This is a genomic window from Jiangella sp. DSM 45060, assembly GCF_900105175.1.
Taxonomy (GTDB): domain Bacteria; phylum Actinomycetota; class Actinomycetes; order Jiangellales; family Jiangellaceae; genus Jiangella.
The window spans coordinates 554,710-568,352 of record NZ_LT629771.1; the positions used below are offsets into that span (position 1 = coordinate 554,710).

The following is a 13,643-nucleotide window of genomic DNA, read 5'->3' on the forward strand; positions in this document are numbered from 1 at the left end:
CCACATCCTGACCCATACGCTGGCGAGGTGACCACCGACAAGGAGATGAGTCCTCCGTCCGCACAGTTCGGCGAGGACGGTGCCCGGCTCAGCTACGGCACCTACCTGCGTCTCGCGCAGCTGCTCGACCAGCAGCGACTCGAGACCGATGCTCACGATGAGCTGCTGTTCATCACCATCCACCAGGTCTACGAGCTGTGGTTCAAGCAACTGCTGCACGAGCTGGAGGCGGCCCGGCAGGCGATGTTCGACGACCGCCTGTGGTGGGCCCGGCACCTGCTGAACCGGGTGCACGAGATCGAACGGATCCTGATCGAGCAGGTCGGCGTCCTGGAGACGATGACCCCGCAGGACTTCCTGGAGTTCCGGGCCCGGCTGGCGCCGGCCAGCGGCTTCCAGTCGGTGCAGTTCCGCGAGCTGGAGTTCATCTCGGGCGCGAAGGACGCGGCGTTCCTGCGCCGGTTCCGCGGCCTGACGGAGGACGAGTCGGCTCGGCTGCGGCGCCGGCTGGACGAGCCGACGCTGTGGGACGCGTTCCTGGCGGCGCTGCGCGCCCACGACCTCCCCGCCGGCACGGACGACGAGATCAGCGCGTCGCTGCGGACCGCGGCGCACGATCGCGGCGCGTTCGGTGACGTCTGGGAGCTGGCGGAGGGTCTGATGTCGCACGACGAGCTCGCCGCCGGCTGGCGGGCCCGGCACGTCACGATGGTGGAACGGATGATCGGGACGAAAACCGGCACCGGCGGCTCGTCCGGCGCCTCCTACCTGCGCAGCCGCCTCGATTTCCGCTACTACCCGCTGCTCTGGGAGCTGCGTTCCTGGCTCTGACCCGCTCGGCGCCCGCCCTCGATGATCATGACATTCGGACCCGGCGAGCGGGCGCCGCGGCGAGCTACTAATGTTCTGAGAGGTTCCGTACAACGACGTGCGGAGTCTCGTTCTGGGGGTTAGTGGAAGATGCGTAATCGGCTCGACGAAGCCAAATCCGAGCTCCTCGCGAAGGCCGCGCTGGTCGGCGACCGCGGGAGCCGCGACGAGGACGAAGCCTTCCTTCGCCGGTACTACCGGCACGTCGCCGCCGAGGACCTCGTCGACCGCGACGTCATCGACGTCTACGGGGTGGCCGCGTCGCACCGGCGCTCGGCGCAGACCAGGCCGCAGGGCACCGCCGTCGTCAACGTCTACACGCCGACGGTCGACGAGCACGGCTGGGCGTCCGGGCACACCATCGTCGAGGTCGTCATCGACGACATGCCGTTCCTGGTCGACTCCGTCACCATGGCGCTGTCCGAGCACGAGCACGCCATCCGCCTCGTCGTCCACCCGCAGCTGGTGGTCCGCCGCGACATCACCGGCCAGCTCGTCGAGGTGCTCGACCTCAACGAGAACGACCCGCGGCGCGACGCCGGCACCGTCGTCGAGTCGTGGATGCACGTCGAGATCGACCGCACCGACGACCCCGACGACCAAGCCGCCATCGAGCAGCTGCTGCGCGACACCCTCCGCGACGTCCGCGAGGCGGTCGAGGACTGGCAGCGCATGCGCCAGCGCGCCATCGACATCGCCGGCGAGCTGGAGCACCCGCCGTCGTCGATCAAGGCGCCCGAGGCCGACGAGGCGCGCGAGCTGCTGCACTGGCTGGCCGACGACCACTTCACCTTCCTCGGCTACCGCGAGTACCAGCTCGACGAGGTCGACGGCGAGGACGTGCTGCGCGCGGTCACCGGCACCGGTCTCGGCATCCTGCGGTCCGACCAGGACCTCTCCGGCTCGTTCGGCAAGCTGCCGCGTGAGGTGCGGGCGAAGGCGCGCGAGAAACAGCTGCTGGTGCTCACCAAGGCCAACTCCAAGGCGACGGTGCACCGCCCGGCCTACCTCGACTACGTCGGTGTGAAGACGTTCGACGAGTCCGGCGAGGTGGTCGGCGAGCGGCGCTTCCTCGGGCTGTTCACGTCCGCCGCCTACACCGAGAGCGTCCTGCGCATCCCGGTGCTGCGGCGCAAGGTCCAAGAGGTCATCGAGCAGGCCGGGTTCGCGCCGTCCGGGCACTCCGGCAAGGACCTCCTGCAGGTGCTCGAGACGTACCCGCGCGACGAGCTGTTCCAGATCCCGCCCGAGGAGCTGCTGCCCACCGCGCTCGCCGTCGTCCACCTGCAGGAGCGCCGCCACCTGCGCATGTTCGTCCGCCGCGACGACTACGGGCGCTACCTGTCGTTCCTCGTCTACCTGCCGCGCGACCGCTACAACACCGACGTGCGCGAGCGCATCCAGCGGCTGCTGCTGGCCGCCACCGACGGCGACTCCATCGACTTCACCGCGCGGGTCGGCGAGGCGGCGCTGGCCCGCCTGCACTTCGTCGTCCGGATGAAGCGCGACCAGGGGCTGCCCGCGATCGACGTCCCGGCGTTGGAGAAGCAGCTGGTCGGCGCGACCCGGTCGTGGATCGACGAGCTGTCCGACGCGCTGGCCGAGCAGGTCGGCGAGGAAGGCGCGGCCAAGCTGCTGCGCCGGTACCGGCAGGCGTTCCCCGAGGGCTACAAGGCCGACTTCCCGGCGCGGACGGCGGTGGCCGACGTCCGCCGCCTCGAGGAGCTGCCCGCCGAGGACGGCCTGGGCATGAACCTCTACCAGCCGGTCGGCGGGCTGGCCACCGACCGCCGGTTCAAGATCTACCGCACCGGCACGCCCATCTCGCTCACCCAGGTGCTGCCGATCCTGTCGCGCATGGGCGTCGAGGTGGTCGACGAGCGGCCGTACGAGATCGTCCGGCGCGGCCACGACACCGAGTCGACGGCGTACATCTACGACTTCGGGCTGCGCTACCGCGGGCTGCGCGCCACCGAGGCCGACCGCCTCAAGGTGCTGTTCCAGGACGCGTTCGCCGCGGTGTGGCGCGGCGACGCCGAGAGCGACGGGTTCAACGCGCTGGTGCCGCAGGCGGGGCTGTCGTGGCGGCAGGCGTCGATCCTGCGCGCGTACGCCAAGTACCTGCGCCAGACCGGCACCACGTTCAGCCAGAACTACCTCGAGGAGGCGCTGTCCGGCCACGTCGACGTCGCACGCATGCTCGTCGACCTGTTCGAGATCCGGTTCGACCCCGAGCGCTACGGCGACGACGACACCGGCCGCGCGGCCCGGCAGACGGCCGCCGACGAACTGAACGGGCGCATCGACGAGGCGCTCGACCAGGTCGCCAGCCTCGACCAGGACCGCATCCTGCGCTCGTTCCTGCGGCTGGTGAAGGCGACGCTGCGGACCAGCTACTACCGCACCACCGTCGGCGGGCCCCAGACCGTCACCAGCTTCAAGCTCGACTCCCGGTCGCTGCCCGACCTCCCCGACCCCAAGCCGAAGTACGAGATCTGGGTGTACTCGCCCCGGGTCGAGGGCGTGCACCTGCGCTACGGCGCCGTCGCCCGCGGCGGGCTGCGCTGGTCCGACCGGCGCGAGGACTTCCGGACGGAGATCCTCGGCCTGGTCAAGGCGCAGGCGGTGAAGAACTCCGTCATCGTCCCGGTCGGCGCGAAGGGCGGCTTCGTCGGCAAGCGGCTGCCCGACCCCGCCGTCGACCGCGAGGCGTGGCTGGCCGAGGGCGTCGAGTGCTACAAGACGTTCATCCGGGCCATGCTCGACATCACCGACAACCGCGCCGCCGATCGCAGCGTCGTCCCGCCGCCGATGGTCGTCCGCCACGACGGCGACGACCCGTACCTCGTGGTGGCGGCCGACAAGGGCACCGCGTCGTTCTCCGACATCGCCAACGACGTCTCCCACGAATACGGCTTCTGGCTCGGCGACGCGTTCGCGTCCGGCGGGTCGGCCGGGTACGACCACAAGGCCATGGGCATCACCGCCCGCGGCGCCTGGGAGTCGGTGCGGCGGCACTTCCGCCAGCTCGGCCGCGACACCCAGACCGAGGACTTCACCGTCGTCGGCATCGGAGACATGTCCGGCGACGTGTTCGGCAACGGCATGCTGCTGTCCGAGCACATCCGGCTGGTGGCCGCGTTCGACCACCGGCACATCTTCCTCGACCCCGACCCCGACCCGGCGGAGTCCTACGCCGAGCGCCGTCGCCTCTTCGAGCTGCCGCGGTCCAGCTGGAACGACTACGAGCCCAAGCTGATCAGCGAGGGCGGCGGCGTCTACCCCCGCACGGCGAAGACGGTCAAGCTGTCGGCCGAGGTCAAGCAGGCACTGGGCATCGACGCGTCGGTCGAGACCATGTCGCCGCCGGAGCTGATGCACGCCATCCTCGGCGCGCCCGTCGACCTGCTCTGGAACGGCGGCATCGGCACCTACGTGAAGGCGTCGACGGAGTCCAACGCCGAGGTCGGCGACAAGGCCAACGACGCCATCCGCATCGACGCCGCCGACCTCCGCGCGCAGGTCGTCGGCGAGGGCGGCAACCTCGGCCTGACCCAGCGCGGCCGCATCGAGTTCGCGCAGGCCGGAGGCAGGGTCAACACCGACGCCATCGACAACTCCGCCGGCGTCGACACCTCCGACCACGAGGTGAACATCAAGATCCTGCTCGACGGCGTCGTCCGGGCCGGCGACCTCACCGAGAAGCAGCGCAACGAGCTGCTGGCCGAGATGACCGACGAGATCGCCGACCTCGTGCTGGCGAACAACTACGGCCAGAACATCGCGCTGGCCAACGGCGTGTTCCAGGCACCGAACCTGGCCCACGTCCACCGCTCCTACCTCGCCAAGCTGGAGAGCCAGGGCAAGCTCGACCGCGCCATCGAGGCGCTGCCGACCGACCGCCAGCTGGCCGAGCGCATGGCCGCCGGCAAGGGCCTGACCAGCCCGGAGCTGTCCGTCGTCCTCGCGTACACGAAGAACCTCATGTACGAGGAGCTGCTGGCCGGCGGCATGCCCGACGACCCGTACCTCGGCGCCGCGCTGCACGCGTACTTCCCGAGCGCGCTGCGCGACACCTACGGCGAGGTCATCGACAACCACCCGCTGCGCCGCGAGATCATCTCGAACGTCGTGGTCAACGAGCTGGTGAACACCGCGGGCACGACGTTCGCGTACCGGCTGGGCATGGAGACCGGCGGCACCGTCGAGGACCTCGCGCGCGCGCACACCGTCGGCGGCGTCGTCTTCCGGATCCCCGACCTCATGGTCGCGATCAAGGAGCTCGACAACGTCGTGGCGTTCGACGTCCAGACGCGCATGCGGCTGGAGGCGCGGACGATCACCGAGCGGGCCACCCGCTGGCTCACCGTCAACCGCCGGCCACCCATCGACATCGCCTGGCAGATCGGGTTCTTCGAAGAGCCCATCGCCCGGCTGCTGGTGGCGCTGCCCGAGGTGCTGTCCGGCCGCGAGCTGGACCTCTACCACGAGCGGCTGGAGGCGCTGGCCGCCGACGGCGTGCCGGAGCCGCTGGCCAACCGGGTCGCGGTGCTGCCGCCGGCCTACGCCGGGCTCGGGATGGTCGAGAACTCGCTGGCCACCGGCACCGACCTGCTCGAGGTGGCGCGGGTGCACTTCACCCTCGGCGCGTTCCTCGAACTGGGCCGGCTGCTGGAGCGGATCATCTCGCTGCCGCGGCGCGACCGCTGGCAGACGATGGCCCGCGCCGCCCTGCGCGACGACCTCCACGCCGTCCAGGCGGCGCTGACGGCGCAGGTCATCCAGCACACGCACGAGGAGGCGGCGCCGCAGGACCGGGTCGAGGCGTGGGCGGCGCAGGACGACGTCGTCGTCGCCCGCACCCAGGGCATGCTGCGCGAGATCGTCGAGGGCGACAGCTTCGACCTCGCCCGCCTGTCGGTCGGCCTGCGCGCCGTCCGCGGCCTGCTCCGCCCCGACGCGACGTAGCGCACCGCCTGAACAGTGCGGGCGGCGCTCCGTTCAGGCGTGCCTCGGCGCCCCCCGCGTCTCGCCCCTTTGCAATGAGCACCGATACGCATCACCCAGCCGGCGATGCGTATCGGTGCTCATTGCAAGCGGTGCGGGACGGGCGATGGCTGGCGGTCTGCTGGTGTCAGGGCACCAGCAGACCGCCAGCCATGAGGGCCGCGGTGCCGTGTCAGCGAGTGGGAACGAGCTCCGGTGCGCCGGCGCCGCGGCCGTCCGTCTCGGCGGCCGCGTCCACCTCCGCGTCGGGCAGGTAGAGCTCGGGCCGGCCCTCGACGTGCAGCTGGGGCAGCCGGCGCTCCAGCCAGGACGGCAGCCACCAGTTGGCCCGTCCGAGCAGGTGCATGACGGCGGGGACCAGCAGCATCCGCACGACGGTGGCGTCGACGAGGATCGCCGCGGCCATGCCGACGCCGATGACCTTGAGGAACACCTCCGGGCTCGGGATGAACGCCGCGAACACCGCCACCATGATCGCCGCCGCGGCGGTGATGACCCGTCCCGTGCCGGCCAGCCCTTCGACGATGGCGCGGGCGTTGTCGCCGGTCCGCGTCCACGCCTCGCGCATTCGGCTGATCAGGAACACCTCGTAGTCCATCGACAACCCGAACAGCACCGCGAAGACCAGCACCGGGATGAACGCCGGCATCGGCGTCTCGGTGTCGATGCCGATCAGCTGCCCGGCCCAGCCGCCCTCCAGGACCAGCGCGACCACGCCGTACGCGGCGGCGACGGAGAGCAGGTTCATCAGCGCGGCCGTGATCGGGATGACGATGCTGCGGAACGACACCAGCAGCAGGACCATCGACAGCAGCACCACGCCGCCGATCAGCAGCGGCAGCCGCTCGGCCGTGTTCTCCGTCGAGTCGATCGACGTCGCCGTGACGCCGCCGACGTGCACCTCGACGCCGGCGCCCGGCAACACGTCGTCGCGCAAGGTGTGGACGAGGTCCTCCGTCGCGGCGTCCTGTGGACCGGTCGCCGGGAGGACGGTGAGCAGCGCGGCGTCGCCGGCCTCGTTGACGGCGGGCGGCATGACGGCGGCGACGCCCGGGGTCGCGGTGACGGCCTCGGCGAGCGCCGGCAGCGCGGCCTCGTCGCCCGGGCCGTCCAGGTCCGCGACCAGCAACAGCGGTCCGTTGGCGCCCGCGCCGAAGCCGTCGGACAGCAGGTCGTACGCCTGCCGCGACGAGCGGTCCTCCTCGTTGTTGCCCGCGTCGGGGAAGCCGAAGCGGACGCCGAGGAACGGCGCCGCGAGCGCCAGCAGCAGGCCGACGCCGACGACCGTCGCGATGATGCTGTGCCGGTCGACCAGCCGGCCCCAGCGCAGCCACATCCGCGACGGCTCGACGTGCCCGCCCGCGGCCAGTTGCGCCGTCGTCCGTCGCCGGCGGCCCAGCGGGAGGCGGAGGCGGTCGACCCAGCCGCCGAAGAAGCCGAGCAGCGCCGGGAACAGCGTCGCGGCCGCGGCCATGACGACGAGGACGGCGACGATCGTGACCAGCGCCGCGCCCTGCATGAACGAGAGGCCCATCGCGAACAGGCCGAACATGCTGACCATGACGGTGCTGCCGGCGACCATGACGGCCCGCCCGGCGGTGTCGAGCGTCGCGACGGTGGCCGGTTCCGGGTCGAGGCCGGCGGCGCGCCATTCGCGGAACCGCGTCACCATGAGCAGCACGTAGTCGATGCCGAGCGCGATGCCCATCATCGTCGCCAGCGCCGTCGACCAGTCCGGCACGTCCACCAGCGCCGCGACGACACCGGTGAGCGCGCCGCTGAGTGCCAGCCCGGCGACCGCGACGATGAGCGGGAGCCCGGCCGCGACGACCGAGCCGAACGTGATGAGCAGGATCACCGCGGCGGCGGCCATGCCGATGGCCTCGGAGCCGATCTCGCCCTGCTCCGCCAGCGCGACGGTCTGCCCGCCGAGCGCGATCTCCAGCCCCGGCCGTTCGGCCGCGGCAGCCATGGCCAGGATCTCTTCGGTCTCCTCGACCGGCATGTCGTCCGGCAGCACGACGTCCAGATTCACCGTCGCGACGAGGATGTCGCCGTTCTGCGAGATGCCGCCAGGTGTCGTGTACGGGTCATCGACGGCGACCACGTGCGGCTGCGCCCGCAACTCGTCGAGCAACGCGGTGACGTCGGCCTGCACCTCGGGGTCGGTGACCCCCGTCTCGTCCGTCCTCACCACCACGTCGATGGTGTCGCCGGACTGCGCCGGGAAGCGCTGCTCCAGCAGGTCCTGGGCTTCGCGGGAGTCCGAGCCGGGCGCCGAGTAGTCGGCGGTGAAGTCGCCGGCGAACGCGGCGGACAGCCCGAACGCGGCCGCGATGGCCACCACCCACGCCACGACCACCCGGCCGCGGCGCCGGTACGAGGCGCCGGCCAACCGGCCGAGCACTCCAGGACGCGGGGGAGCGGCGGGCGTGTCGGTCGGTGCGCCGCCGCGGCCGTTGCCGTTGCTCTCGCGGCCCGCGCTGCTGGGGCCGCCGTTGCCGCTGCGGCCCACGTTGCTGCCGTTGCCAGCGAGGTCGTTGCGGTCGCGGTTGCCGCCGTTGTGATCGTGGTCGCTGTCGCCGCGGGTGCGGCCGTTCCCGTTGGACTCGCCGCGTTCGCCGGTCTGGGCGTCGTCGGTGCGCCAGCCCGCCGTCGTGGGCCGGTCCGCGTTTCTCGATCCGTTGGCCAACGTGCCCGCCTCCAGCGGGTCGGCTCCGGTGGCCTGCGCCGAGTTATGGCGGACCGTGGAATCGAGGTGGTCTGTCGAGTCTGAGCGGCCGGCGGAATCACGGCGGTCGACGTCAGGGTGGCCAGTCGACCCGGTGTGGTCGGACGGCCCCAACCGGTCGGCGGGGCCAAGCCGGTCGGCCGAGGCGATGTGGCCGTCGTTGGTGGCGGCGGTGGCATCAGCGGCGGCATCAGTGGCGGTGGTGGCGGCGAGGCGGTCGGCCGCGGACGTCGGGTCGGGCGGGGTGGGCCGGTCCGTCGCGCCGGCACCCGGAGGCGTCGTCGGCCGGTCGCCGTCGTCAGTGGTGGTGGGCTTGTTCATGTCCTGCCCCTCGAAGTGTTACGTGACGTAGCGTTAGAACTGTTACTCGACATAACAAACACGACGCGGCTAAACTTGTCAAGAGGCTTCACATCTGTGAAAGTGCTTCACGCATTGCCGCCGCACGACACAAGGAGGTGGGCGCAGATGGCAGGCGAGACCCCCCAGCCCGGCCGCGAGCCGGAGCGACCGCCGACCCGGCCGACGGAACAGTCGGAGCGGCTGGCTGAGAAGCCGCCGTCCCGGCGGGAGCGGGCTCGTGCGGCGACCATCGAGGAGATCAAGCAGACCGCGCTGGGCCTGATGCGCGAGCAGGGGACGACCGACTTCCGGTTCTCCGACATCGCCCGCCTCATGGGCATGACGGCGCCGGCCCTGTACCGCTACTTCGCCGACCGCGACGAGCTGCTGACGGAGCTCATCGTGGACGCGTACAACGACCTGGGCGAGGCGGTCGCGGAGGCGCGCGACCGGATCCCCGTCGACGATCCGGGGGGCCGGTTCGGCGCGGTCGCGCAGTCGTACCGGCGCTGGGCGCGCGAGGAGCCGCAGCGGTTCGCGCTGATCCTCGGCATGCCGGTCCCCGGCTATCACGCCCCCGAGGAGGGCCCGACGACGGAGGCGGCCCGGCGCGCGATGGCGCAGCTCAAGTCGCTGTTCTTCGAGGCCGCCCAGGCCGGCGTCCTCGGTCCTCCCATGCTCGCCGACGCCGATGGCAGCATCGCCCGCATGCTCGCGGAGCACCACGACGAGAAGGAGCTGCCGATCGACGGCCCGCCGGTCGCGCCCGAGACGTTCCAGGCGATGCTGCACTGCTGGGCGAGCCTGCACGGCTTCGCGTGCCTCGAATCGTACGGCCACCTCGACTGGCTGCCGGGGGAACTGCGCGACGCCATCTTCGACTCCAGCATGCGGCTCGTCGCGAAGGTCGCCGGCCTCCCCGAACCGGGCATCGCTCCCGCGCCGTGACGGTCAGGCGGCGACGGCGTCCCGCCAGGGCACGGCGCCGGCGACCAGTGCGCGGGCCCGCAGCAGCTCGCGTGGCGAGCGCCAGCCCAGCACGCCGACGACCCGCTCGCCACGCCCGTAGGCGGCGACGAACCGTCGGTCCTCCAACGATCCGCTGATGACGGCGAACCGCTCGGCCGCGGAGGTCTGGCCGTAGGCCTGGAGCTTCGTGTCGTACTGGTCGCTCCAGAAATACGGCACCGGCTCGTACGCCTGCCCCGCGCCCAGCATGGAGCGTGCGGCCGCCATCGCCTGCTCGGTCGCGTTGGTCCGGTGCTCGACCCGCAGGCTGGCGCCGTGGCCGCGATGGAACCAGCGGGCGACGTCGCCGGCGGCGAACACGTCCGGCGCGGCCTGGCAGTGCGCGTCGCACCCGACGCCGTCGGCGAGCTCCAGGCCGCTGCCGTCGAGCCAGCCGGTGGCCGGCATGGTCCCGATCGCGACGAGCACGCACGGGCTGCGCACCGTCGTGCCGTCGCCGAGCCGCACGCCGGTGACGCGGCCGCCGTCCCGCTCGACGCCCCGCACCGTGACGCCGAGGCGCAGGTCGACGTCGTGCTCGGTGTGCAGGCCGGCAAGCAGCCGCGCCACCTCCGGACCGACCTGACGCAGCATCGGCGCCGCCGCCGGGTCGACGAGCGTGACGGGGATGCCCAGGCCGCGCAGGGTGGCGGCCGCCTCCGCGCCCAGGAACCCCGCGCCGATGACGACCACCCGCCCGGCAGCGTGCGCCGCCTCCTTGAACGCGACGGTGTCGTCGATGGTGCGCAGGACGTGCACACCGTGCAGCCCGTCCGTCCCCGGCCATCGACGCGGCTGGACGCCGGTGGCGATGAGCAGCCGGTCGAAGCCGAGGTCGGCTCCGTCGACGCGGACCGTCCGCCCGGCCACGTCCAGCGAGGTCGCGGCGGCGCCGAGCCGGCAACCTATCCCCAGCTCGTCGTACCGATCACGGGGCAGCAGGTGCAGCCGGTCCGCCTCCCACGCCCCGGAGAGCAGCTGCTTCGACAGCGGCGGACGGTCGTAACCGAGATGCGGCTCGGCGCCGACGACGGTGACCTCGCCGTCGAAGCCGTCGGCGCGCAGTGACTCCGCGGCCGTCAGGCCGGCCGCCGACGCCCCGATGACGACGATGCGACGCGGCGGCGTCACGCCTCGACCAGGATCGCCCGCGCCGGGCACAGCCGGGCGGCGAGCTGGACGTCGTCGGACATGGACGCCGGGGGATCGTCGTCGAGCAGGACGGCGAGACCGTCGTCGTCCTGGTCGAAGACGTCGGGTGCGGCCATGACGCACTGGCCGCCGCCGACGCAGCGGTCGATCTCGACGATGATCTTCACGGCTGCTCCTCCCAGGTCACCGGCAGCGCGGTGAGACTCAGGAACGCGTACTCCTTGACCGACAGCGAGTCCGCGTCCGTGGCCAGCCGCAGCGACGGGATGCGCCGCAGTACCGTCTCGAGCACCGTCTGCAGCTCGATGCGCGCGAGCGGCTGCCCGAGGCACTGGTGCACTCCGTAGCCGAACGCGACGTGGTGCCGCGCCTCGCGCCGCGGGTCGAACCGGTGCGCGTCGGCGAACGCGGTGTCGTCGCGGTTCGCCCCGGCGACGGCGGCGATGACGCCGTCGCCCGGCTCGATGACGTGACCGCCGATCTCGATGCGCTCCGTCGCCACGCGCGTCGGCGAGATGTGGAAGATGCTGATGTAGCGCAGCAGCTCCTCGACGGCGTTGGGCACCAGCGACGGGTCGGCCCGCAGCTCGCGCAGCTGCTCCGGGTGGCGCAGCAGCGTGGCGATGCTCATCGAGATCATGTTGGCGGTGGTCTCGTGGCCGGCCGTGATGAGCAGCCGGACCGCCGCGATCAGCTCGTCGCGGGTGACGGTGTCGCCGCCGAGCTGATCGGCGACGAGCGCGCTGACGAGGTCGTCGGCGGGTTCGCGCTGTTTGCGGGCGATCAGCGCGTCGGCGTAGCCGAGCATCTCCTCGGTCGCGCGCCGGACGTCCTCGGGCGACGTCGTCAGCGTGTTGCGCCGGTGGTCGAGCTCCTGGATGCGATGACGGTCCTCGAACGGCATCCCCAGCACCCGGCAGATCGTGCGGGCCGGCACCTCCAGCGCCAGCGCCGGCACGAGGTCGGCCGGCGGCCCGGCCGTCAGCAGGTCCGACACCAGCTCGTCGACGATCTCCTGGACCATCGGCCGGAGCGTCTCGATGCGCTTGACCGCGAAGTACCTGGTGAACACCCGGCGCAGCCGCCCGTGCTCGGGCGGGTCCATCTGGATGAACGTGCGGCCGGACCGTTCCAGCGCCTCGCGGCCGGCCGTCGGGAACGGGAAGCCCGGACGGGTCCGGTCGGCGCTGATGCGCGGATCCGCGAGCAGCGAGCGCACCTCGTCGTACCCGGTGACCAGCCAGGCCGCCCGGCCGTCGAAGAGCCGCACCCGCGCCAGGCCGCCGGCTGCGCGGACGGCGGCGTACTCCGCGGGCGGGTCGAACGGGGTCGGCCGCGGCATCGGGAACGCGGGCAGGTCCTCGGAGGTCTGGGTCACGGTGTCACCTCGCTGGTCGGGTTCGGCTCGCGGTGCGGGTTCAGGACGGGCGGACGGACGCCCCGCTGGACGAAGTCGAGGGCGATGCGGGCCGCCGACGCGCCCAGTTGCTGCTCAGAGCCCTGCGAGTACCAGGCGACGTGCGGCGTGACGACGACGTCGGCACGGCCGAGCAGGGCCGCGTGCCGCCCCACGTCGTGCTCGTCCTCCAGGACGTCGAGGCCGGCGGCCCGGACGACGCCGGTGTCGAGCGCCTCGACGAGCGCGGCGGTGTCGACGAGTCCGCCGCGTGCGGTGTTGACGACGACCGGGGCCCGGCGCATGCGCGCGAACGCGGCGCGGCCGAGGAGGTGGTGGGTGTCCGCCGTCAGCGGCGCGTGCAGGCTGATGACGTCGCTGCCGGCCAGCAGCTCGTCGAAGGAGACGGGGGCGACGCCGGCCCGCGTGAAGGCGTCGGCGGCGACGTACGGGTCGTGGGCGACGACGTCCATGCCCAGCGCCCGCGCGCGTCCGGCCGTCGCCGTCCCGATGCGGCCCAGTCCGACGATGCCGAGACGGCTGCCGCGCAGCCGCATGACCGGCGGGCGGTCGACGGTGACCCAGTCGGCGCGCGTGGACGCCTGGAAGTGCGCGAGCCGGCGGACCGCGGCGAGCATCAGCAGGACGGCGTGGTCGGCGACCTCGTCGGTCGCGTAGTCCGGGACGTTCGTGACCAGGACGCCGAGCTCGGTCGCCGCCTCGAGGTCCATGCGGTCGACGCCGACGCCGGCCCGCACGACCAGCCGCAGCCGGGGCAGCGACGACAGCAGCGTCCGGGAGACCTCCGCGCCGCCGACGACCAGGGCTTCGGCGCCGGCGGCCCGGCCGAGACCGTCCGCGCCGGGCTCACCGGGGTCGTCCGGCAGGACGACGTAGGGGACGCCCGCGTGGTCCAGCGCCCGCAGCGCGGCGGGCAGGAAGGGGGACGCGGCCGCCCAGATCGCGATCACCGGCTCGCCTCCCTCACGCATGGCATGCCGTTCCATGACGGGAACCTACTGTCAGCTCCAGAGGCCGTCAAGGTCCCGGACGGCGTGCGCGCCGACCTGGTGGCGGCGTTGCCAGGGCCGCAACGGTGCACGTCACGCAACATGGAACGCCGTGCGATGTCGCGCT

8 protein-coding genes are annotated in these 13,643 nt (G+C 72.4%); 3 read left to right on the forward strand and 5 right to left on the reverse strand.

Translation table 11 applies throughout. The features are described 5' to 3' along the window. The first annotated feature begins 45 nt into the window (after nt 1–45). Complete coding sequence (locus BLU82_RS02500) at nt 46–831, forward strand: tryptophan 2,3-dioxygenase family protein (protein ID WP_092625332.1); 786 nt, start codon at nt 46–48, stop codon at nt 829–831. A 129-nt stretch (nt 832–960) separates the two neighbouring features. Then, entirely contained in the window at nt 961–5,838 is a 4,878-nt protein-coding gene (locus BLU82_RS02505; RefSeq protein ID WP_092615166.1) for an NAD-glutamate dehydrogenase, read from the forward strand. 211 nt (nt 5,839–6,049) lie between these two features. Here BLU82_RS02505 and BLU82_RS02510 read toward each other — a convergent pair whose 3' ends face one another. Continuing rightward, nucleotides 6,050–8,929, reverse strand: coding sequence for an MMPL family transporter (locus tag BLU82_RS02510; protein ID WP_092615169.1), 2,880 nt, complete (start codon nt 8,927–8,929; stop codon nt 6,050–6,052). 147 nt (nt 8,930–9,076) lie between these two features. Between BLU82_RS02510 and BLU82_RS02515 the strand changes: the two genes are divergently transcribed. Then, nucleotides 9,077–9,898, forward strand: a complete 822-nt coding sequence (locus BLU82_RS02515) for a TetR/AcrR family transcriptional regulator (RefSeq protein ID WP_092615172.1) — start codon at nt 9,077–9,079, stop codon at nt 9,896–9,898. Between the two features lie 3 nt (nt 9,899–9,901). On the opposite strand, the gene BLU82_RS02520 is transcribed toward BLU82_RS02515, so the two are convergent. Genes BLU82_RS02520 through BLU82_RS02530 form a run of 4 tightly spaced genes read right to left on the reverse strand, consistent with a single transcriptional unit; the run spans nt 9,902 to nt 13,498 of the window. Beyond that, a complete protein-coding gene (locus tag BLU82_RS02520; RefSeq protein ID WP_172885514.1) occupies nt 9,902–11,089 on the reverse strand; it encodes an NAD(P)/FAD-dependent oxidoreductase in 1,188 nt (395 codons plus the stop codon). Beyond that, a complete protein-coding gene (locus BLU82_RS34640) occupies nt 11,086–11,277 on the reverse strand; it encodes a ferredoxin (protein WP_172885515.1) in 192 nt (63 codons plus the stop codon). Before BLU82_RS34640 ends, BLU82_RS02520 begins: the two co-directional genes overlap by 4 nt. After that, the gene (locus BLU82_RS02525; protein WP_092615178.1) at nt 11,274–12,488 is read right to left on the reverse strand and encodes a cytochrome P450; all 1,215 of its coding nucleotides are present in this window, start codon (nt 12,486–12,488) and stop codon (nt 11,274–11,276) included. The genes BLU82_RS34640 and BLU82_RS02525 overlap by 4 nt, the downstream gene beginning before the upstream one ends. Further along, nucleotides 12,485–13,498 (reverse strand): C-terminal binding protein, encoded by a 1,014-nt coding sequence (locus BLU82_RS02530; protein ID WP_157740487.1) that lies wholly within the window; start codon nt 13,496–13,498, stop codon nt 12,485–12,487. Before BLU82_RS02530 ends, BLU82_RS02525 begins: the two co-directional genes overlap by 4 nt. Between the last annotated feature and the right edge of the window lie 145 nt (nt 13,499–13,643).

Coding starts and splice junctions, on each gene's coding strand:
- BLU82_RS02515 (WP_092615172.1), top strand. CDS start 9,077: ATGGCAGGCGAGACCCCCCAGCCCGGCCGCGAGCCGGAGCGACCGCCG.
- BLU82_RS02505 (WP_092615166.1), top strand. CDS start 961: ATGCGTAATCGGCTCGACGAAGCCAAATCCGAGCTCCTCGCGAAGGCC.
- BLU82_RS02530 (WP_157740487.1), bottom strand. CDS start 13,498: ATGCGTGAGGGAGGCGAGCCGGTGATCGCGATCTGGGCGGCCGCGTCC.
- BLU82_RS02510 (WP_092615169.1), bottom strand. CDS start 8,929: ATGAACAAGCCCACCACCACTGACGACGGCGACCGGCCGACGACGCCT.
- BLU82_RS02500 (WP_092625332.1), top strand. CDS start 46: ATGAGTCCTCCGTCCGCACAGTTCGGCGAGGACGGTGCCCGGCTCAGC.